This window comes from Pseudomonas sp. S2_H01 (assembly GCF_054668305.1).
This window is the reverse complement of record NZ_CP162756.1, coordinates 4,737,952-4,758,175: the sequence shown is the minus strand read 5'-3', so window position 1 is coordinate 4,758,175 and position 20,224 is coordinate 4,737,952. Positions and strand designations below refer to the sequence as shown.

The following is a 20,224-nucleotide window of genomic DNA, read 5'->3' as shown; positions in this document are numbered from 1 at the left end:
TTCTGGCTGCTGCGGCAGGCGGGAGTATCGCTGCACTCTGAAAAATCCCGGCTCAACCAAGCTCGATCAGCATGTCCAGAAAAGCGCGCACCGCAGGATTACTGCGACGGCTCTCGGGCCAGATGGCGGTGATGTTGTGCCGATGCACCGCGAACTCGGACAGTACAGGCACCAGCTCCTGTCGCCTCACCCTCGGGGCGGCCATGAAGCTCGCCGCCAAGCCTATCCCCGCCCCCGCCGCGATGGCCGCCAGAACGGCTTCGCTCGCATCCAGGACGACAGGCGATGACGGCAGCCGCTCGATCTCCTTGTCGCCCACCCGAAACGGCCAGCGCAAGGTCTGGCCGGTGCTTTGATAGCGCAGGTTGACCGTCTCGTGCTCCACCAGATCATCGGGGTGCTGAGGCGTGCCGCACCTGGCCAGATAATCCGGCGAAGCGTAACAGCAGAGGGTGTACGGCAAGAGCCGGCGGGACAACAGGGACGAGTCCGAAAGCTCACCAATCCTCACCGCCAGATCAATGCCCTCGCCAATCAGGTCGACGATCTGGTCACTCAGCCGAACGTCGAGCAGCACCTTGGGGTGGCGTTGCCGAAACGCCGTGATGACGGGCGCTATCACGTGCAGCCCAATGGGAAGTGACGTCGCGATCCTCAACGTGCCCGCCGGCTCGGAGCGCGCGGACTTCGCCACCTGCTCGATCTCTTCGGCCTGGCGCAACAGCTGCAACACCCGCTCGTGAAGATCGCGACCTTCGGCGGTGAGGACCAGCGAGCGCGTGGTGCGGGTGAACAATGACACGCCGAAATGATGCTCAAGCCGCTGGATGCTTTTGCTGATCGCGGAGGGTGAAACGGACAGCGAGCGGGCCGCTGCTCTGTAGCTGCCCAGAGAGCCCGCGCGGGCGAATGCGATCATCCCGCTCAGTCGTTCAAATCCGATTGGTTCCTTCATGGCACCATTGAAACGAATTGTAACCTTATTATCAACCCGACCATTGAGGCTTACGCTGAGTCATCCCCATTGATCTGCACGAGGTTGCGATGAACGACACGATGAAAGCGGTGCTGCTACGGGAATTTGGCGGGCCGGACGTCCTGCGTTACGAAGAGGCGCCCACACCCATTCCCCAACGTAACGAAGTGCTCGTCCGTGTGCACGCGGCCAGCCTCAACCCGCCCGACCTCTATTTGCGCGACGGCTATCGGGCGTTGCCACCAGCGTGGCGTCCAGACGCGCGATTCCCCCTGATTTTGGGTACCGATGTTTCAGGAGAGGTCATTGCCGTTGGCGACAGCGCCTCCCGCTTCAGCGTCGGTGACGAAGTCTATTCAATGGTGCGTTTTCCGGAAGACGTGATGACCGGCAGCGGCTCTTACGCTCAGTTCGTTCGCGTCCATGAGGACGAGTTGGCCTTCAAACCCCAGGGCATCGATCATGTGCAGGCTGCCGGCGCGCCCATGTCGTTGCTCACGGCCTGGCAATTCCTGATTGACCCCGGCCATGACGCGCCGAACCCGTTCCAGGCATTTCGGCATGCACCCGTCCCGCTGAAAGGCAAAACGGTGCTGGTCAACGGTGCTGGAGGGGGTGTGGGGCATTTGGCGTTGCAGGTTGCCAAATGGCAAGGAGCGCGTGTGATCGCGGTGGCCTCTGGCAAACACGAGAACCTGCTCCGCGAATTGGGCGCCGACGCCTTTATCGATTACACAAAGACCGCCGCCGACGCTGCAGCAACGGATGTGGATCTCGTGATTGACGCCGTCGGCGGCGAGAGCATGGAACGCTTTCTGCGCGTGATCAAACCGGGCGGCGCCCTCTTCCTGGTCAATCCGCTGGGGTTCTGCGGGCATGAAGAAGCCGCCCATCGAACTGTCACGGTGTCGTCGACACAGGTGCGCTCCAATGGAACACAACTGGCCGAGGCCGGTCGGCTGCTGGATGACGGCACGCTGCGTGTGGTGATTGACAGCACATTTGCACTGGCCCAGGCATCGGATGCACACCACCGCGCTTCACAGGGCGGTATCCAGGGCAAGATCGTGCTCATCGCCTGAGTCATCGATGCCCTCGAAGATGAGCCGACGTTAGAGGCATCACCTCACCCCATTTTTTCGGCTCACTGTAACCAGAGCCTGAAAACAGCGAATTAACTTCCGGGCGTGGTCGCCAATGTTATCCGTCTGGGTATCAAGGTCCGCGCGCCAACCGCCCGGAAAGAGACAACTCGCCTCTCCGGATCATCGCCTTCCACGGCCCTCGCGACCCTCCGGAATTGATATGCAACCTGACGTAACCCACTTCTCCTGCACTGGCTGTGGCGTCTGCTGCAAAGGAAGACTTATACCGCTCACGCTGGATGAAACCCGACAATGGTTGCGTCGGGGACATGATGTGTCGGTGATCGTTGAAGCCTTCGATGAGTCGAACTGGGCAGGCTCCTCGCTGCAATTCTCCCACGCCTCAGGCCGGTCCGTGACCGTACGCAGCGGGGATGCTCCGGTCCGGTTGATCGCTCTATTCGCAGGGCGAGCCCTTGAGCAATGCCCAAACCTGAAGGACGACAACCTCTGCGGTATCTATGAAGAACGACCGCTGGTTTGCCGCATCTACCCCATGGAAATCAACCCGTTCATTCCCCTGGTCAAAGAAAAAAAGGCATGCCCGCCCGAAGCGTGGCAGAGCGATGACGTGATCTGCACCGATGGGCGCGCTGACTCGACGATGGAAGCACTCATCCACCAGTCCCGGCAGGCAGACAAACACGATGCTGCAACCAAGGTCGCCATCTGCGCAGCGCTGGGGTTGAATGTCGCCGGCTGGAAGGATGACGCGCTGGTGGTCTACTTCCCGGAGCGGGCCCGACTGCTCGAAGCCATTGATCGTGCAAGGGACGGATCGGCGCTGGCATCGGAAACACAGTGGCGGGTACGAGTGGACAAGCCCTCGTTACGCAACAGGTTGACTCACGCGGCCATTGAGCTGGCTGACAACGAACCGGCCCATTACATTTTTCATGAACTGTGAAAGCGTCTGTGCCCTGCGACGCCCCGCGTGCAACCGTGATTCATTGCAGTGCCGGCTCACATCATGCTCCACGCCACAGGGATCAATGACGCTCGCACGCCCACAGCTCAATGCCGGGTTGGCGCGCGTCGGGCGCGCCCACCCAGGTGCTCATTGCCTGACACCGATCCTCAAAGCACAGCTGATAATCACCGGCTTCCGGCGTTCGGCCCAGTTTCAAGGGTTGCAGAGGACTCAGTTGGCGGCGGTAGTGCCAGCTGCCGTTTCTCAGGAAGGCGTCATCGGGGATTTCCATCCCCGCGCCATTGCCGCGCACGCGGGCCTCGCCCAGCACCAAGCCCTGCTCGGTGACTCGGTAGTCCTCTTCCCAGCGGATTTTCTCGATGGTGTGGTTCCACGCCAGCGTGAAGCTGGAGAGAGGAAGTTGGGCCCAGACCACGCCGGCCAGGCCCAGGCACAGTCCGATCATGCGTTGGCGACGGCGGCATGGCGTGAACGCCAGAGGTGCTGACCGATGACCAAAGCGCCCAGCACGAAGCCAGCCTCGTCGGTCAGCGGCAACGCCACCACCAGCAACGCGCCTGCGGCAAAGGCCAGCAACCGTTCCCACATCGGCATTTTCACGTTCAGATAACCCGTCGATGCCATGCCCCACAGACCCACCGCCAACACGGTTTTGATCAGCATATAGGCGGTCATCCACAGATTGCCGCCTTGCAGCATCAGCGCCGGGTTATAGACCGCCATGAACGGAATCACGAAGCCCGCAAGCGCAATTCGCACCGCCCACAGACTGATCTTGAACCCGGTTTCCTTCGCGATCGGCGCCGCGGCAAAACAGGCCAGTGCGACAGGCGGCGTCAGGTCGGCGAGGATGCCGAAATAGAACACGAACATGTGCGAAACGATGAGCGGCACGCCCAGCTCGAGCAACGCGGGCGCGGCGATGGAGCTGGTGATGATGTAGTTGGGAATGGTCGGAATGCCCATTCCCAGCACCAGGCAGGTGATCATCGTCAGAATCAGCGACAGCAACAGGTTGTCCCGGCCGATCGCCAGAATGTAACCCGCAAACGTAGACGCCACCCCCGTCAACGAAACGATCCCGATGATAATCCCGACCAGCGCGCAGGCGATTCCCACCGGAACCGCGTGACGTGCACCGTCGACCAGCGCATGCAGGCAGATCACCACGGTCTCGCGCCCGCCCTTGATGAACCCGCACACCAATACCAGCGCTGCGATGACGGCGAAGATCACCCCGATACCCAGCTGGAAGAACCCGACGCACAGCACCCCTAGCGCAATCCAGAACGCACAGCGCAGGGCAAAACTCGACACTCTGAGGATAATGGCCGAGCCGAGAATCACGATAGCGGTCAAGGCCAGCCCCACCATGCCGGAAAACAGAGGTGTGCGGCCGGAAAACAACAGATACACCAGCACCAGCAATGGAATCAGCAAATACCAGTTTTCTTTCACGGCACCCAGCGCGCTGGGGCATTGGTCCTTGGGCAGGCCTTTGAGGTTGGAACGCTTGGCCTCCAGATGCACCATCCAGAACACTGAGCCAAAGTAGAGGATCGCCGGAATCAATGCGGCCTTGGCGATCTCCACGAACGGCACATTGATGGTCTCGGCCATGATAAAGGCGACCGCGCCCATGACCGGTGGCATCAATTGGCTGCCCATGCTGGATGTCGCCTCAACGCCACCGGCGAATGCTGCCCGGTAGCCAAAGCGCTTCATCAAGGGAATGGTGAACTGGCCCGTGGTGACGACGTTGGCGATGCCGGAACCTGTAATCGTGCCCATCAGCGCCGAAGACGCGACCGCGACCTTGGCGGGCCCCCCAAGTTTGTGGCCGAACAGCCCCATGGCGAAGTCGGTGAACAGTTTGATCATCCCGGCCTGTTCCAGGAAAGCGCCGAACAGGATGAATAGAAAAATATAGGTCGCAGACACGTAGGTCGGTGTCCCGTAAAGCCCTTCGGTGCCAAACGCCAGCTGATTAACGATCTGGTCAAAGCCATAGCCGCGGTGCGCGAGGCCACCCGGCAGGTATTCACCAAACAGGCCATAAGCCAGAAACAGCCCACAGATGATCGGCAGCGCGATGCCCATCACCCGCCGGGCCGCTTCGAACACCAGCACGATCAGCAGCAGGCCAATCACCATGTCGCTCGTTGTAAGGTCGCCGGAGCGCTGGATCAGATCCGCCTCAAATACCCACTGGTATAACGCGGTGGCGATGCCCGCCAGGCTAAGCACCCACGCCAAGGGCTGCCAAGGACGGTTTGTGCCGTGGGCGGGGTAACTGAGAAACACCACCCACAGCAGGAACCCCACGTGAACGGCGCGTAATACCTGGCTTGAGATCGGAGAAAACGCGGCTGTCACGATCTGAAAGATCGAAAACGCCAGTGCGACAAAGAAAAGGGTTCTGGGCCAATCCCGCGGGCTCGCGGGAATGCCGTGATGATCTTCACTCATTGACTGCCTCATGACCGCATTGAACAAGGACGGAAACGGGCGCGGTCACCGAAGCGACACCGCGCCCGTGAGCGTTACAGCGCGCCTTTTTCCTTGTAGTAGCGTTCGGCACCGGGGTGCAGCGGGATTGGCAGGTTCTTGGCCGCGGTTTCCAGCTTGATGTCCTTGGCCGCGGAGTGTGAGTTGCCCAGCCGGGTAAGGTTGTCGAACATCAGTTTGGTCATCTCATACGCCACTTCCTCCGGAACGTCCTCACGGGTGACAAGGATGTTGGTGATGGCCACGGTGGGCACTGCTTCGGGCTGACCGTCGTAGGTATTGGCGGGAATCATCGCGCTTTGATAGGCAGGATTGCCGATTTTGGCGACGACGTCAGTCGGGATGGACACGTAGTTGAGCGGCATCACCGAGGACAGGTCCCGAATCGCCGCCATACCCAACCCCGAAGACTGAAGCGTAGCGTCGAGCTGGCGATTCTTGATCAGCTCGACCGACTCGGCGAATGGCAGGTATTGCACCTTGCCCATGTCCTCATAGGTCAATCCCGCAGCCTTGAAGATGGCCCGTGCGTTGAGTTCGGTGCCAGATTTCGGTGCCCCGACGGAAATGGTCTTGCCCTTGAGGTCAGCGAGGGTCTTGATCCCCGACTCCTTGCTGGCAACGATCTGGATGTAGTTGGGGTAGGCGCCGCCGATGGCGCGGAGCTTGGTCAGCGGTGCTTTGAAACCTGCGTCCTCCACGCCGTTTTTGGCATCGGCAACCGAATCGCCGAGCGCCAGTGCAAGTTCGCCGCGACCGGCCTGCAACAAGTTGAGGTTTTCGACCGAGGCCTTGGTGGCCTGGACGGACGTCTTCGACCCCGGTATCCCGTCGCTGTAGATCTGCGACAGGCCAACGCCAATCGGGTAATAAACCCCGCTGGTGCCTCCGGTCAGGATATTGATGAACACGGGGGCTGCGTGTGCGGCGCTGGTGACAGCCAGCGCGGCTGCCGCGGCCAGGAGGGTGAAACGGGTGGACACTCGCATTGGGAACTCTCCGTCTTGTTATGGCTTTATGCAGAGTCCTTCCAATGTAGTAGATAGATGAGCAGAGGGTGGCAAGTTGATAGCCAATCTGTGAGGTGATGTTTCCCAAACCCGCCGTTTAAAGAGCGTTGTGACCGGACTGCAAGGCGCTAGCGGGGCATTGTACGGGCCAGCGAAAGAAGCCGATCCTTCTCATATTGCAGTTGCAATGTGGCCTCCGCACGGCTGAGCAGAAGATCCGCGTGCTTGATGCAGACCTGTCGGAACAGCTCGGGGTTTATCTGAGAAAGACTGATCAGAGCCTTGAGAAGTCGAATGTTGACTTCCAGCAAACCTGCACCGTCCCTGCTGATCGGCGAAAAGAAATCATCGAACAGATCCTCGACCGTCAGGCCTCGCAGATAGACCCCGTCACAGCCTGGATCATGCTCCGGTGTTGAAAGCTGCGGCTTGCCCCAGCAGGTCAACGTTCGCACACCCCGCCCTATGACATCAATTGCCGTGCCTGGGTCGTTTACGGCCGGAGACAAGGCGCGCGATGCAATTTCCGAGAGGACCGAGAGCCCAAACCGGGGATCGTGTTCAAACGTCCTTCTGACGCCTATGGTCAGTGCCGCCCGGATCTTCTCAGCGTCCAGGCGCCCGTCATCGATGCTCGCCGGGTCCAACGCGACGATACGGATCACTGGCATCCCCACGTGAACGAAACTCCCCGGAAGGACCTCCAGATAGAGCTGAATCTGGCGCTCTTGGGCGATAACGTCCAGCGCCTGCACATCGATATGCTGAACATAGCCGGTTCGCTCACTGGACAGCGTTCGTGCAGAAGCGGGAAGCACCAGGTCGGGTGGATACGCTGCACCACCCAGATACGGCCACTGTGCTCGCTGGTTGATGGCGGCTATCGTGGCGTTTTCCACCCGGTCAATGGTCTCACCCACCCTCCCGAGTTTGGACAAGTGGTCAATCCAGCGCAGCAGGGTGTAAACAATGAGGATGACCACGCCGATCGTCACCGCAAACAGCAGCACACGCCCCTGCGTGCCGTAGGCGCCCGTGCTCAACGCAATGATGCCGACCAGGCTGAACAGAAATGAGCCGATGAACGTGGCGAGTGCGTTTTGCGTCGTGGTGTCTTCCATGACGAGCGTCGTCGCACGAGGGGTCACCCCGCTGCTGGCGGCACTGTACGCGCTGACCATGGTACTCAAGGAAAACGTGGTGACCGCCAGCATGCTCGATGCAATGATCCCCAAAATCTTGTCCACCGCATCAGCGCCGATGCGCGCAGACAGGGACTCGGGGATGAAGTCCTTGAAGACCACCGCAACCAATGCCGTGGCAACCCCAAGCAGTGAAAACAGGGACGCTCTGAACCACAGCCGTTTGGTCAGTTGACTCGTGATCCAACGCCAACGCGCAATCATGTGAAGTACCTTCAGGGGTGACGGCTCATTGAGTGGTTGCCGGGGCAGAAGTTTCATTGTGCGATGAAGAGGGTCGTTTGCATCTTGCCTGCTGGCTACCTATCATCGCGGTGGGTGCGCTGCTGCATAAGGCACAGGGCAGGTTAAAGCTTAAACGTTGGTCGGGCCGCCAACGGAGAGTGATCGTGCCCCATACAAAACCGGCGTCCACTGCTATTCCCCGTCCTCAGGTTCTCACCGAACGTGCGCTGTCGGCACTGGAGCGCTTCTCGCACATCGAAGCCGTCAGTGGCATCGTCCTTTTACTGGCCGCGATGGCTGCCTTGATCTGGGCAAACAGTCCGGTTGCCGAATCCTACGAGCATTTCTGGAATACCCGACTCACCCTCGGCCTCGGCGATTTCACGCTCTCTCGTTCGCTGCACTTTCTGGTTAACGACGGATTGATGACCGTTTTTTTCCTCGTCGTCGGGGCAGAAATACGCCAGGAGATCAGAGACGGCGCGCTGGCCAACATGAAGCTCGCCACCCTGCCGCTGGGCGCCGCACTGGGCGGCGTGATGATGCCAGCACTCATTTACACGCTGCTCAACCATGGCACTGAAGCCAGCGCCGGGTGGGCTGTCCCCACGGCTACCGACATTGCATTCGCGGTGGGCGTACTCGCTTTGCTGGGGAAGTCGATTCCGGCAGGTGTGCGCATTCTGCTGCTGGCGCTGGCAATCATTGATGACATCGTCGCGATTCTTATCATCGCAGTGTTCTACACGGCCAGTCTGGACTACCTGGGTCTGGTGGTTGCTGCTGCCGGACTGTTGCTTGTGCTGGTGTTCCAAAGGATGGGCATCGGTAAGGCCTACGCCTACCTGTTACCCGGCGCAATTGTCTGGTTTGGCTTGTTGAAAACGGGCGTGCACCCGACGCTGGCAGGCGTCATTCTGGGCCTCATGGCGCCCGTAAATTCCAAGCCCGCCCAAGAGCGCCCACTGGACACCATCGGGCGGAATTTTCATGAACTGATGGATCGTTTTTCTCAAGCCAGAGACAACCCGCAGGCCGTAGCCAAACCGCTGAAACAGCTACGTCACGCTCAACGGGAGGTACTGCCGCCGGTCCAACGCATCCAGGTCGGCCTTCATCCCTGGGTGGCGTATGGCGTCATGCCGCTGTTTGCACTGGCCAATGCGGGAGTGAGCCTGGAAGGTGCCAACCTGAACGATGCAATGTCGCACAATGTCTTCGTGGGCGTGATCCTGGCGCTGGTGCTCGGCAAGCCGCTGGGCGTGATGCTGGCCAGTTGGGCGCTGGTCAAACTCAACATCTGCGAACTGCCGGATGGCGTGACCTGGAAAGGCGTCACCCTGGTGGGGTTGTTGGCAGGCATCGGGTTCACCATGTCCATCTTCATCGCGTCCCTCGCCTTTTCGGATCCGGCGCTGCTGTCATCCGCCAAACTCAGCGTGCTGGCGGCGTCCTCGGTCGCGGCGGTCATAGGGTTGAGCTGGGGGAAGCTTAAATTCTGAGCAGTGATCGCTGGGCGCTACAGCAGCGCTTTCAGACACACTGTGCGGCATGATCAGCTTTCCCTCACCCTTTCCAGCGCCACAAGCCGCTCCAAAATCCGGCGGGACTGCACCCCGCCGGAATCGATATTGAGTTTCAGCAATGACCTGTCCGGATGAGCCAGAATATTGCTCTGTTGCTGCTCGAGCATCTCAAGGTCTTCTGAGAAGATTTTCGCCTGACCGTCCCTGATGGCCTGTGTCAGGCCCTCATCGCGGGTGTTGAAATTGCGGGCCATTCCCCAGAAATACCAGATCGAGGTTTCGGTCTCCGGCGTCATGAAATCCACCACGATGCTGGAGACTTTGTGCTGCTGATCTGAGTGATAGCCGCCCTTTCCCGCATGGGCGACGCCCACTTCTATCAGGACATGACTGGGCGGGCTGAACCGGCAAATCTGCCAACGATCCACCAGCACATCGTCGGCCAGATGGTTGCCTCTCAGGGCCATACGCCAGAACGGCGGTGGCGTAACGTTCTCCATGTAACGCGCGGTGACCACCTCGTCACCCTCGACTTTGGTGATCGGCACGGTCTCGTCGATCTCTTTCTGACCAATGCTTGAGGCATGCACATAGGTCTCGTGAGTGAGGTCCATCAGGTTATCGATCATGAGCCGATAATCGCAGTGGATATGGAACATTCCACCGGCATAGGTCCATTCCTCGCTCTGCGCCCATGCCTGGTGCCTGATCAGCGCAGGATCAGCGGTCTGCTGATCGCCCGGCCACACCCAGACAAAACCATAACGCTCGACGACCGCATAACGTTTATTGCAAGGAAAGGCCCCGACCCGCTGCCCCGGCATCTCGATGGTTTTGCCGTCATCCCCCATCGTCAGTCCATGGTAGCCGCAGACCAGCTTGCCATTTTTGACCGAACCCAGTGACAGCGGCGCGCCGCGATGAGGGCAGAAATCCTCAACCGCGGCGACCGCGTTGTCGACGCCACGGTAGAAGACGATCTTTTCTCCGCAGACCTGCCGCCCGAGCGGCTTTGCAGCGATTTCGTCAGGGGTGCACGCGACATACCAGGCATTTTTCGGAAACGTGCTGCTGCTCCCAGTCATGGCGACATCACCGGCTCGTCGAATATCGCCACCGCACGGACGAACCCGGCCGATGCATGCTTGATCTTGTAGGGAAAACAGGAGACCTGAAAACCATGGGCTGGCAGCTGCTCGAGATTGGCCAGTTTCTCCATTTGGCCATAACCGATGTCCCGGCCCGCTTTGTGCCCTTCCCAGATAATCGCGGCATCGCCTGTCCGGGCAAAACGCTCACGGGTGTACTTGAACGGGGCGTCCCAACTCCAGGCGTCTGTCCCGACCACCCGAACCCCGCGCTCCAACAGGCACATCGTGGCTTCGCGGCCCATTCCCACGCCTGCGTCCAGATAGCCTGGTTGACCGAACAAGGCGCCGGCACGGGTGTTGATGAGCACGATGTCCAGCGGTTGAAGGTCGTGGCCGATGCGGGCCAGTTCCTCCTCGATCTCGCGCGCAGTGACAATGTGGCCATCAGGCAAGTGACGAAAATCAAGCTTTACACCGGGTTGCAGGCACCACTCCAGCGGCAGCTCATCAATGCCCCACGCGGGATGGCCGCCGTCCGTGGTCGACGCGTAGTGCCAGGGCGCATCCATGTGTGTCCCGCTGTGCGTGGTGATCTGCAGACGTTCCGCTGCCCAGGACTCATTGCCGGGCATCTGATCCAGCCGCAACCCCGGGAACATCGCGGCCATTTCAGGCCACCCTTGCTGATGGTCCATGTACTCGATTTTTGGCAGCAGCGGTGGCGGATCGGTGTAGGGGTTGTTTTCGAGGGTGACGGACAGGTCGACCAGACGGCGCTTGGTAGTGCTCACAGCGTTTTCCTCATGGCAGTCAGATTAAGGGCATTGCGAATCAGCGCGCCGGCGTTGCCGTCGTGGCAAAAACCGGCAGCGCGAGCCTGGGGTGTTTTGAGCGCTGGCATTGCGCCAAACAGCGCCTGGAGGTCGGCATCGGGCTCGAACGAGATGCGTGCCCGCCCCGCTTCTCCAAACCGGGTAGCCAGTGCATCGATGACTTGCTCAATGGAAAGACGAAGCACAGGTAGCTGCCAGACCCGCTCGGTGTCTAGCAACAGCGACGACAGCTCTGCGGCATGAATCAGGTTGCTGACGCAGCAGTGAGCGGACATCCACCAGGCGGTCGCTTGCGCACTGACCGGGCAGATGTAAGCTTCACCGGCGGCGTAGGCCTGCAAAAGATCACTCATGAACGCAGAGCGCAGTCCAGTGGGTTGCCTTGGGCGCGCGACAATACCGGGCAATCGCAACGCGCGACCGTCGACCTCGCCCCGCCGGGCCAGATCGCGAAGCGCCGTCTCGACCATCAGTTTGTGCGTCCCGTACGACATCTGAGGACGGGCAGGCGCATCCTCACCCATGCGGTCAGGCAGCTGGGCGCCGTACACCGCGACGCTGCTGGCGTACACCAGGACCGGCGGCCGAGGCTGACGGCGCAGTTGGTCCAGCAGCTCCAGGCTCGCCATCAAGTTGACCTGGTAGCCCACGTCGTAGTCCTGCTCGGCCGCACCACCCGGCAGACTCACCAGATGGAACACGACGTCGACACCGTCCGCCAATACCCGACGGATCAAGGCGGCGTCGGTCATGCTGCCTTTGTGCAACCGAATTCGCGGATCGGGCGCAAAACCCTCCAGATGGGCATCGAGCAGCAGCAGCGTATTGATCGCTCTACCACTAATGGCACCGCGCGTGAGCAATTGCAGCGTCAGGTGTCGACCGACAAAACCATTGGCACCGGTTATCAATACACGCATGGAAGCCCCTCAGCCGTTGGCTTGCACGATGCGCTGATCGATAGCGCCAAACATCGACTGACCGTCTGCGCCCAACACCTCCATTTTCACGCGGTCGCCAAATTGCATGAAGGACGTCCGCGCGCCGCCGTGGTCGATCATTTCAATGGCGCGTCGCTCGGCGATGCACGCAGAACCGGCGGACCGATCCCTGTTGGAGATCGTGCCCGACCCGATCAACGTGCCCGCCCCCAGCTTGCGGGTGAAGGCGGCGTGCGCAATCAGCTGCCCAAAGCTGAAATTCATCTCGCCAGCATGGGGGTTGCCGAACCACTGGCCGTTCCACTCCACATTCAGGTGCAGTTGCACACGCCCGTCGCGCCAGTCATCACCCAGTTCGTCGGGGGTCACCGCAACAGGCGCGAAGGCGGAGGATGGCTTGGCATGAAGAAAGCCAAAGCCGGTTTTCATCTCGCGCGGCGCCAGGGCGCGAAGGCTGACATCATTGATTTGCACCAACAGCTTGATATGGCTGAGTGCGTCCTGGGCCGAGCAGCCCAGAGGCACGTCATCGACCAGCACGCCGAACTCGCCTTCGAAATCGATTCCCTGGCTGACGCTCGGCAAACAGATGTCCTGCTGTGCGCCGAGAAAGTCATCGCCGGCGCCCTGATACATCAACGGCGTCTGATCGGCACCTTCGATAGGCTCAAGGTTGAAAGCCTTCTGCATCAGAGTGCCGTGGTTGAGGAACGCCGAGCCATCGCACCATTGGTAGGCCCGGGGCAACGGCGCCATCGCCTTGGCCGGTTCAAACGCGAAGGCGCCTTCCGCGGTACCGGCATCCAGCGCCGAGGACAAGGTCCTCAGCACCGGTTCGGATCGCGCCCAGTCCTCTATCGCCTCGCGCATCGTTGCAATCGGTGCGGCGATCGCTCGCTGCAAATTGCGGGACACCACCACCAGATAACCGTCACGGCTGCCGTCGCGCAGCGTTGCCAGCTTCATGACTGCAGCTCCTGCGCGAACTGACCATCGAGGAGGATGAACACCATGCGGGCCATGGCATCGGTCCGGTTGCTCCAGGCATGGTTCGTGCCGCGCTGGACCACCACGTCGCCTCGACGCAGATGCACGTCCTCGTTGTCCAGCACCAGCCACACTTCGCCCTCGGTGACGATGCCGTAATCCACCGTTTCGGTGCGGTGCATCAGCTTGTGGCGAGCGTCAGCGTGTCCCGTTCCCGCGTGCGCCTGGCCGATTTCGGCGAAGGCAGCCGCGGCGGCCTCGTCGCTGACCGCGTTCTGCACGCTGTCGGGCGGGATGTCCACGACTCGAATCAGGCTGCCCAGTGGATCAGGACTCAAGTTCAAGGGACGCGCGGTGGGATCGTCGCCGTTGTCGATCATCGCCGGGCTGGACCCGGTGCTCCAGATTTCATGGAACACGGTGCCCGGCACGGACTTCAGCGCAAAGGTGTTGGGCGCCGCCGCGCAATGACTCACGGTGGCCTTTCCATCGGGGGTGTGTCCGGTGACAACGCGTTTGAAGGCAGGTAATTGATTCATGTGGCCGTCCTTATTCAATTGCCATCGCCAATGGTGGTGCCACCGTCAACGATGAAGTTTTGTCCCGTCATGAAACCGCCCGCTGGAGTGGCCAATAAGAGCGCCATCCCGGCGACTTCTTCAGGCGTGCCAACGCGCCGCAAGGGGGTGAGCGCCAGGCGTTTTTCCATAAGAGCTGGAGCGTCGGTGAGGGGGCGGGCGATCGCCAAGCCGATGCCACGCGTCGCGCCGGTAATCAGCGCCGTCGTTGCGGCCAGGCTGAACAGGTCCTGATTCATGCCTGTTCTCCTATCGCGACCGGCGCGGAGATTTTCAAACAGCACAACGCGATCACGCATTGCAGGCCGCCAATGATGGCGAGCGCTGTGGGCAGCGCCGAGCTGGCGCCCTGCGTCATCATCAGCACCGCCAGGGGGCTTATGAATTCACCGGCGAAGATCGCGGCGGTAAAGAATCCGCTCGCCCGTCCCCGCTGGTTGAAGTCAACCAGCGCCATGATCCGGGTGATCAGCGTTGGCAACATCAGGCCAATGCCCAGGCCGTTGATAAAGACCGCCATCGACAACGTCCGATGTGATCCTGCCGCCGCCATGAGCAGTCCGCCGATGCCGGCCAGTGCAAATGCCAGCAGCAATAAACGCGCGGGGCGGGTACTGCCAATCAGCCGGAAACTCAGCGCCCCCAGCACGACGCCCAGCTGGTTACCGCCCATGGTCATGCCGATCTGTTGAGGTGAGTCCACGCCCAACAGATTGAGCAGATAACCGGCTTGCACGGGCACGATGAACAGGCTCAACCCTGCCAACAAGGCCAGACCCAGCAGGGGCCGCAATCTCGGCCAGGGCATCGGTGCCCCACCTTGCTCAAACGCCTTTTGCGAAACGGGCTCCCACAGCCAGAACGCCATCAGCGGCAAAAACACCAGGCCGACCGCATACAACGTGAATGGCGTGCGCCAGCTGTCCTGTCCGAGATAGCCACCCACCCCCATGAACACGGCGGCAGACAACGAGGTCATGACCATTTGCAGGGCGAACAATCGCTCCCGTCGCCCGCCTCGGTAGTAGTCGCCCATCAACGTGGTGCAGCAGGTCATGATCCCCGCTTCAGCCAGTCCGATCCCCGCGCGACTGATCACGATCGCCTGCAAAGACTCCAGCCACAGCGGCAAGGTGCCGCAGACGGTGTACAGCAGCATCGCCATGAGCAGCAGCGGCTTGCGCCCGACATGATCAACAATCATCCCGGCCAATGGCGCGAGGACGGCAATCATCAGCGCGGGCAGCGTCAGCGCGACCGGTACAAGCACAGCGGCACCTGAGGTATCGGCAAAGTGCGCCTGCATGCGGGGCAGCACCGGCGCCAGCAACACCGCACCGAGCACCGGCAGGCAACTGCCCAGCAGCAACAGCACAGATTGGGGCAGACCCGCAGAGCGTTGCTCAGCTGTCATGACGCACCTCCAGACGCTGGTGTGCCTTGCGCTTCGACGAAGGCCGGGTAACGGACGCCGCAGGCGCAGGTGTGCTCACCCGCACCTGCCGCTGTGGCAGCAGGAAGTACGCCAGCGCGGGCAGCAGGACCAACGCGCCGACCATGTTCCAGACAAACATGAAGGCCAGCAGCACGCCCATATCCGCCTGGAACTTGATAGGCGAAAACATCCAGGTGCCGACACCGATCGCCAGCGTCACGCCGGTCAGCATCACCACCTTCCCGGTGAACTGCAGCGCTTGGTAATAGGCCTGGGACAGGCTCGACCCACGGCGCATCTCGGCCAGCACAATGCTCATCACATACAGTGCGTAGTCCACGCCAATGCCCACGCCAAGGGCAATGACCGGCAAGGTCGCCACCTTCACCCCGATCCCTAGCCAGACCATCAGTGCTTCGCAAAGGATGGAGGTGAGCATGAGTGGCAAGACCGCGCAGAGGACGGCCCGCCAGCTGCGGAACGTCACCAGGCAAAGCAGACAGACTGCGCCGTAGACCCACCAGAGCATCTCGTGGCTGGCCTGTTTGACCACGATATTGGTGGCCGCTTCGATGCCCGAGCTGCCGGCCGCCAACAGGAACTGCGCCTGGTCGCTGTCGTTTTCTCTCGCGAAGCCCTGGACACTGGAGACCACGCGTTCCAGGGTGTCTGCTTTGTGATCGGTCAGGAAGGCGTACAGCGTCAGCAGACTACAGTCCTCGTTGTACAGGCCTCGCGGCGCCCCGGCCGTGACCATGTTGAGGGTCGCCTGGTTGTTGAGCAGCTCGTACCATTTGGGGTTGCCCTCGGACAAGCCCACCAGCACCCGACGGTTGAGCAGCGCCAGCGAGTTGGTGGAATCCACGCCCGGGAGCCCGCGCAACTGCCAGTCCAGGTTATCGACCCGTTGCAACGTGTCGTAGCTGGAACAACCCCCCGGAGCCGTCTTGACCATGACCGCAAAGACATCGCTGCTGGCACCGTAGTGCTGCGTCAGATAGGCATTGTCCTGGTTGTAACGTGAGTCGGCGCGTAACTCTGGGGCGCCGGCGTCCAGGTCGCCCACCTTGAGGTGCAGGCTCACCAGATAACCCGCCACGGCTAGAACGGACGCGACCAGCACGCAAGTCGCTGCCCAGCGTCGCTGCGTGAAAAGATCGAGGAAACGCCAGGCGGGATGGCGCGCCGCGCCTGCCATGTCGGCCTCCTCACTGCGAAGGCTGCGCTTGGCAGCCACTGCGCTCACGCCCAGATAGGACAGCAGAACCGGTAGCAGAATCAGATTGGTGAAGATCAGCACCGCCACGCCGATACTGGCAATGACCGCAAGGTCCTGGATGACCTGAATCTTGATAATCATCAGGACCGCAAAGCCCACCGCGTCACACAGCAGTGCCGTCAGTCCGGCCAGAAACAAGCGGCGGAAGGTAAAACGCGCGGCCACCAGCCGGTGCATGCCCCGGCCGATGTCCTGCATGATCCCGTTCATTTTCTGTGCGCCATGGCTCATGCCGATGGCGAAAATCAGAAAGGGCACCAGCACCGAATATGGGTCCAGCTCGAACCCGAGCAGCGGGAGCAGGCCCAACTGCCAGACCACCGCCACCAGCGAACAACTCATCACCAATACCGTGCTGCGCAGGCAACGGGTGTACCAGTAGAGCACTGCGGCGGTAATGGCGATGGCCGCGCCGAAGAACAGCAGGATCTGCCTGAGCCCCTGAATCAGATCCCCGACCACCTTGGCGAAGCCGGTGATGCGAATCTCGATGGATGCATCCTGATACTGCGCCCGAAGCGCCTCCAGTTGCTGCGAGAGCACGTTGTAATCCAGCGCTCGGCCATCGGCAGTGGTGGTCAGCAAGGGCACATAGATGATGCTTGATTGCTGGTCGAATGCCACCAACTGCCCGATCTCGTTGGAGCGTTCGATATTGCGCTTGAGTGCATCCAGACTGGCGGCGGAACCGTCATACCCGTCAGGAATGACCGGCCCGCCTTCCAGCCCTTCTTCGGTGACGCCTACCCATCGGGTGGCGGGCGTCCACAGCGACTTCATGAAGGCACGGTCCACGCCCGGCAGCAGGTAGACGGCATCGTTAAGCTTCTGCAGGGTCTCCAGATAATGTGCGTCGTAGATGCCTGCGCCTTTGTTGATGACCGCGATCCGCACCGCATTACCCAGCCCCGAAAGCTCCTGGCGGTGCTGCAGATAGTTGGCGATGAAGGGGTGATCGGTCGGGATCATCTTTTCAAAGCTGGCGTTGAGCTCAAGCCGTGTGGCTTGCCAGCCCAACAGCGCCGTCACCAACAGGCAAAGCAGGAGGACAATGCGACGGTGATTAAACAGGGCTCGCTCAAGCAGAGAGCCAGAGCGCTGATCGAAATCGGCAAGGTTGCCATTCAAGGGCATCGTGCCTGGTGGGTTCGCGGCATGCATGGGCTTACTCCGCAGCGTTCAAGGGCGTGACCAGGCGCGCGGGTCCGGCAAAACCTGCACCCACCAGGGTGCCGTCGGCCGCCTGGGCTATCGAGGTCAGGGATGGTCCGGGTGGCAGCGCGAGTGGAGCGAGGTGGGTACGATCGGCCGATGCCTGCAACACACCGCCGGCCTGGTTGACCAGTACAAGTTGCTGACCGAGCAAACGCATATCGTTGATGGAAACGGGAAGCGGGTTGACCACCTCGGCAAAGGTATGTCCGTCATTGCCGACCCGGAAAACCTTGCCGCGAAGGCCCGCGACCCAGACGGAGCCATCGCTCTGCACGGCGAGGGTGAAATAACTGCCCTCATAGGGCGTGTCGACCGCCTCGAACTGTTCGCCTTGGTCGAGAGAGCGCAGAAACAGGCCCTGTTCACCCGCCACATAAACGTGATGGCCTGTTTGTGCGACGGCGTACAGGTGCAGCCCCTGAGGATTAGGCAGACGTCCCGCGAGCGATGACCACGTCTGACCGCCGTCGTGCGTGATCAGCGCCATCCCGTAGGCGCCCACCACGATGCCGTTGAGCGCGTCGGTGAAGCTGAGCGCCAGGAGCGGCTTGTCCGCGCCATCGGTGACCCCTTGCCGTGCAGCCGCAAGACGACGTTCATCGCCTCCCTGCTGCGCGGCGGTCAGTTCCAGTGCGGCCACCGCGCGCCCATCAAGCTGAAGCGCCCAATGCTCACCGCCATCTGTGCTGTGCAGCACCACACCGGCATGCCCTACCGCCCAGCCTTGCTGCCCTACAAACTGCACGGCGGTCAGCGTACTGCTCACCGGGACCGTCGCCTGACGCCAGGTCGCGCCGTTATCATCAGAGAGCAGAACGGTGCCCCGCTCGCCCACCGCGACCAATCGATCCCCGGCACGGGTAATGGCCTGCATGACGCCGTGCAGCGCTTGCACCGATTGAATTGCCGGGTGGCTCAGCACATCGACAGGAGGGGCTGCCAGCAGCGGCGGGACAACCGCCACCAGGCACAGGGTCAGCCAACGTTTGCCGTTCATATCAGCGCACGCCTTCGCCAGCCAGGGCATCCGGCGTGAATACCGAATCCTTGTACGGCTGTACCACGCGGTATTGCTCACTCTTGCCAGCAAATATGTCACCCGTGAACCAGGTGCTGGAGAGCAGATCGTAGAAGCCGTTGGTCACCGTCACGACACCCGGCAAATCGGGAAGCACGACCGGCGTGGTCCACAACACTTTCGCCAGCTGGTTCTGAGCGTCATAGCGCTCGCCCAGCACCGCTGCCCACGTGTCCTCGTCCAGGTAATACGTGCTGCGTGGCATCACGTGACGCTTGCCGGATTTGAGCGTTGCCTCAACGACCCACACACGGTGCAATTCCCAGCGCAGCACATCGGGATTGAGGTGGTGATCACCCAGTAAGGCTTCGGGACTGGCAGCCGTGAAGACCTTGTTGGAGTTGTAAGGGATATACATCTCCTTCTTGCCCACCAGCTTCCAGTCAAATCGATCGACACGGCCGGTGAACACGTACAGCTCGTCGAAGCTCATCACACCGGCAGTGGCCGGTGTCGGCGTATCGCAGCACGCGTTGGGCAGACGGCGAACGCGCCGTTGGCCCGGCAGATACGTCCACGCGCCGGTGTTGTCGGCATTCACGTTTTCACGACCCGTGATGGCTTCGCCGGCGCGCAACGGCGGGCCGTCGTTGATCATGCGAATGCTCCAGAAGGTGCCGTCTTTCTTACCGCCGTCCGGCAAATACCAGGGCATCTGATAGTCCGCACGCGAATCGTTGGTCAGCACATGCTTGCCATCGGAGGTCGTCAAGTATTGGGAGAAATCGGTATGCCACGATGCGGCGCGCCAGCGCATCAAATGGTTCCAGATGGCTTGAACGCCGTCCTTCGCCAAAGGAAAGGGAATGCCGCCCTCCCCGTCCTGGGGAATCAGACCGGCTGAACTGTCGACCAGTCGGGTCTTGCTTGCGTTGGCATAGGTGGCGTCATACACCGACTGAGGCGCCGCCGCGGTCCGGTGCGTGGGGTAAACGTCCAGACGATAGCTGTCCGGGTACTTCTTCAACATCGCCTGAATGCCCGGCGTGACCTTGTCGGCGTACTGCCCGATGTTTTTTGAGGTGATGCTGAACAGCGGCTTCTCGGCCGCGAAAGGGTCGGTGCGCTTGCCGCCCTCTTTGAAGCCAGGGTCGACTTTGGTCAATCCCCCGGTCCAGGCAGGAATGCTGCCGTCGGCGTTGCCCGCCCGCTCGGCGCCCAAAGGCGTGAGGGTGGTTTTCAGGTCAGCCGCATCGGCTGCCAGAGCGCCCTGAGACACCAGCGTGGCGACCGCAAGCGAGGTAATAAGAAGCGTCATTTTTTT

At 61.2% G+C, this 20,224-nt stretch carries 18 protein-coding genes; 3 read left to right on the top strand and 15 right to left on the bottom strand.

The window, feature by feature from the left end:
* Nucleotides 1-52: 52 nt before the first annotated feature.
* Nucleotides 53-919: a LysR family transcriptional regulator gene (locus tag AB4N84_RS21200; protein ID WP_460043007.1), complete on the bottom strand. Its 867-nt coding sequence runs from the start codon at nucleotides 917-919 to the stop codon at nucleotides 53-55.
* A gap of 125 nt (nucleotides 920-1,044) precedes the next feature.
* Here AB4N84_RS21200 and AB4N84_RS21195 point away from each other — a divergent pair, with 125 nt between their 5' ends.
* Nucleotides 1,045-2,058, top strand: coding sequence for an NADP-dependent oxidoreductase (locus AB4N84_RS21195; protein ID WP_460043005.1), 1,014 nt, complete (start codon nucleotides 1,045-1,047; stop codon nucleotides 2,056-2,058).
* Nucleotides 2,059-2,281: 223 nt separating this feature from the next.
* Entirely contained in the window at nucleotides 2,282-3,028 is a 747-nt protein-coding gene (locus AB4N84_RS21190; protein ID WP_460043004.1) for a YkgJ family cysteine cluster protein, read from the top strand.
* A gap of 82 nt (nucleotides 3,029-3,110) precedes the next feature.
* Here the strand turns inward: AB4N84_RS21190 and AB4N84_RS21185 are convergent, their stop codons facing one another.
* The 4 genes from AB4N84_RS21185 to AB4N84_RS21170 form a co-directional block, all read right to left on the bottom strand.
* Complete coding sequence (locus tag AB4N84_RS21185) at nucleotides 3,111-3,497, bottom strand: DUF1850 domain-containing protein (RefSeq protein WP_074749511.1); 387 nt, start codon at nucleotides 3,495-3,497, stop codon at nucleotides 3,111-3,113.
* Entirely contained in the window at nucleotides 3,494-5,521 is a 2,028-nt protein-coding gene (locus AB4N84_RS21180) for a TRAP transporter permease (protein WP_460043002.1), read from the bottom strand. Before AB4N84_RS21180 ends, AB4N84_RS21185 begins: the two co-directional genes overlap by 4 nt.
* Nucleotides 5,522-5,595: 74 nt before the next feature.
* Nucleotides 5,596-6,549, bottom strand: coding sequence for a TAXI family TRAP transporter solute-binding subunit (locus tag AB4N84_RS21175; RefSeq protein WP_074749509.1), 954 nt, complete (start codon nucleotides 6,547-6,549; stop codon nucleotides 5,596-5,598).
* Between the two features lie 149 nt (nucleotides 6,550-6,698).
* Nucleotides 6,699-7,976 (bottom strand): DUF2254 domain-containing protein, encoded by a 1,278-nt coding sequence (locus AB4N84_RS21170; protein WP_074749508.1) that lies wholly within the window; start codon nucleotides 7,974-7,976, stop codon nucleotides 6,699-6,701.
* A 179-nt stretch (nucleotides 7,977-8,155) separates the two neighbouring features.
* Here AB4N84_RS21170 and nhaA point away from each other — a divergent pair, with 179 nt between their 5' ends.
* Complete coding sequence (nhaA, locus tag AB4N84_RS21165) at nucleotides 8,156-9,499, top strand: Na+/H+ antiporter NhaA (RefSeq protein ID WP_460043000.1); 1,344 nt, start codon at nucleotides 8,156-8,158, stop codon at nucleotides 9,497-9,499.
* A gap of 53 nt (nucleotides 9,500-9,552) precedes the next feature.
* Here nhaA and AB4N84_RS21160 read toward each other — a convergent pair whose 3' ends face one another.
* Genes AB4N84_RS21160 through AB4N84_RS21115 form a run of 10 tightly spaced genes read right to left on the bottom strand, consistent with a single transcriptional unit; the run spans nucleotide 9,553 to nucleotide 20,218 of the window.
* Nucleotides 9,553-10,608 (bottom strand): Rieske 2Fe-2S domain-containing protein, encoded by a 1,056-nt coding sequence (locus AB4N84_RS21160; RefSeq protein WP_460042999.1) that lies wholly within the window; start codon nucleotides 10,606-10,608, stop codon nucleotides 9,553-9,555.
* Nucleotides 10,605-11,405 (bottom strand): cyclase family protein, encoded by an 801-nt coding sequence (locus AB4N84_RS21155; protein ID WP_460042998.1) that lies wholly within the window; start codon nucleotides 11,403-11,405, stop codon nucleotides 10,605-10,607. The genes AB4N84_RS21160 and AB4N84_RS21155 overlap by 4 nt, the downstream gene beginning before the upstream one ends.
* Nucleotides 11,402-12,367 carry an NAD-dependent epimerase/dehydratase family protein gene (locus tag AB4N84_RS21150; protein WP_460042997.1) on the bottom strand — a complete coding sequence of 322 codons (966 nt, stop codon included), beginning with the start codon at nucleotides 12,365-12,367 and terminating at the stop codon, nucleotides 11,402-11,404. The genes AB4N84_RS21155 and AB4N84_RS21150 overlap by 4 nt, the downstream gene beginning before the upstream one ends.
* A 9-nt stretch (nucleotides 12,368-12,376) precedes the next feature.
* A complete protein-coding gene (locus AB4N84_RS21145; protein WP_460042996.1) occupies nucleotides 12,377-13,354 on the bottom strand; it encodes a fumarylacetoacetate hydrolase family protein in 978 nt (325 codons plus the stop codon).
* On the bottom strand, nucleotides 13,351-13,914 hold the full coding sequence (locus AB4N84_RS21140) for a cupin domain-containing protein (protein WP_460042995.1): 564 nt from the start codon (nucleotides 13,912-13,914) through the stop codon (nucleotides 13,351-13,353). Before AB4N84_RS21140 ends, AB4N84_RS21145 begins: the two co-directional genes overlap by 4 nt.
* Before the next feature lie 14 nt (nucleotides 13,915-13,928).
* On the bottom strand, nucleotides 13,929-14,192 hold the full coding sequence (locus tag AB4N84_RS21135) for an SDR family oxidoreductase (RefSeq protein ID WP_460042994.1): 264 nt from the start codon (nucleotides 14,190-14,192) through the stop codon (nucleotides 13,929-13,931).
* Complete coding sequence (locus AB4N84_RS21130) at nucleotides 14,189-15,367, bottom strand: MFS transporter (protein ID WP_460042992.1); 1,179 nt, start codon at nucleotides 15,365-15,367, stop codon at nucleotides 14,189-14,191. The genes AB4N84_RS21135 and AB4N84_RS21130 overlap by 4 nt, the downstream gene beginning before the upstream one ends.
* Nucleotides 15,357-17,828: an efflux RND transporter permease subunit gene (locus AB4N84_RS21125; RefSeq protein WP_460042991.1), complete on the bottom strand. Its 2,472-nt coding sequence runs from the start codon at nucleotides 17,826-17,828 to the stop codon at nucleotides 15,357-15,359. Before AB4N84_RS21125 ends, AB4N84_RS21130 begins: the two co-directional genes overlap by 11 nt.
* 4 nt (nucleotides 17,829-17,832) lie before the next feature.
* The gene (locus AB4N84_RS21120) at nucleotides 17,833-18,879 is read right to left on the bottom strand and encodes a WD40/YVTN/BNR-like repeat-containing protein (RefSeq protein WP_460042989.1); all 1,047 of its coding nucleotides are present in this window, start codon (nucleotides 18,877-18,879) and stop codon (nucleotides 17,833-17,835) included.
* Nucleotide 18,880: 1 nt separating this feature from the next.
* Entirely contained in the window at nucleotides 18,881-20,218 is a 1,338-nt protein-coding gene (locus AB4N84_RS21115; protein WP_460047083.1) for a DUF1329 domain-containing protein, read from the bottom strand.
* Nucleotides 20,219-20,224 lie beyond the last annotated feature (6 nt).

What these genes read in the sequence shown, in the direction of transcription:
- AB4N84_RS21175 (WP_074749509.1), bottom strand. Translation starts at nt 6,549, where the DNA reads ATGCGAGTGTCCACCCGTTTCACCCTCCTGGCCGCGGCAGCCGCGCTG.
- AB4N84_RS21185 (WP_074749511.1), bottom strand. Translation starts at nt 3,497, where the DNA reads ATGATCGGACTGTGCCTGGGCCTGGCCGGCGTGGTCTGGGCCCAACTT.
- AB4N84_RS21190 (WP_460043004.1), top strand. Translation starts at nt 2,282, where the DNA reads ATGCAACCTGACGTAACCCACTTCTCCTGCACTGGCTGTGGCGTCTGC.
- AB4N84_RS21200 (WP_460043007.1), bottom strand. Translation starts at nt 919, where the DNA reads ATGATCGCATTCGCCCGCGCGGGCTCTCTGGGCAGCTACAGAGCAGCG.
- AB4N84_RS21120 (WP_460042989.1), bottom strand. Translation starts at nt 18,879, where the DNA reads ATGAACGGCAAACGTTGGCTGACCCTGTGCCTGGTGGCGGTTGTCCCG.
- AB4N84_RS21180 (WP_460043002.1), bottom strand. Translation starts at nt 5,521, where the DNA reads ATGAGTGAAGATCATCACGGCATTCCCGCGAGCCCGCGGGATTGGCCC.
- AB4N84_RS21160 (WP_460042999.1), bottom strand. Translation starts at nt 10,608, where the DNA reads ATGACTGGGAGCAGCAGCACGTTTCCGAAAAATGCCTGGTATGTCGCG.
- AB4N84_RS21140 (WP_460042995.1), bottom strand. Translation starts at nt 13,914, where the DNA reads ATGAATCAATTACCTGCCTTCAAACGCGTTGTCACCGGACACACCCCC.
- AB4N84_RS21170 (WP_074749508.1), bottom strand. Translation starts at nt 7,976, where the DNA reads ATGATTGCGCGTTGGCGTTGGATCACGAGTCAACTGACCAAACGGCTG.
- AB4N84_RS21145 (WP_460042996.1), bottom strand. Translation starts at nt 13,354, where the DNA reads ATGAAGCTGGCAACGCTGCGCGACGGCAGCCGTGACGGTTATCTGGTG.
- AB4N84_RS21150 (WP_460042997.1), bottom strand. Translation starts at nt 12,367, where the DNA reads ATGCGTGTATTGATAACCGGTGCCAATGGTTTTGTCGGTCGACACCTG.
- AB4N84_RS21135 (WP_460042994.1), bottom strand. Translation starts at nt 14,192, where the DNA reads ATGAATCAGGACCTGTTCAGCCTGGCCGCAACGACGGCGCTGATTACC.
- AB4N84_RS21125 (WP_460042991.1), bottom strand. Translation starts at nt 17,828, where the DNA reads ATGCATGCCGCGAACCCACCAGGCACGATGCCCTTGAATGGCAACCTT.
- AB4N84_RS21130 (WP_460042992.1), bottom strand. Translation starts at nt 15,367, where the DNA reads ATGACAGCTGAGCAACGCTCTGCGGGTCTGCCCCAATCTGTGCTGTTG.
- AB4N84_RS21115 (WP_460047083.1), bottom strand. Translation starts at nt 20,218, where the DNA reads ATGACGCTTCTTATTACCTCGCTTGCGGTCGCCACGCTGGTGTCTCAG.
- AB4N84_RS21195 (WP_460043005.1), top strand. Translation starts at nt 1,045, where the DNA reads ATGAACGACACGATGAAAGCGGTGCTGCTACGGGAATTTGGCGGGCCG.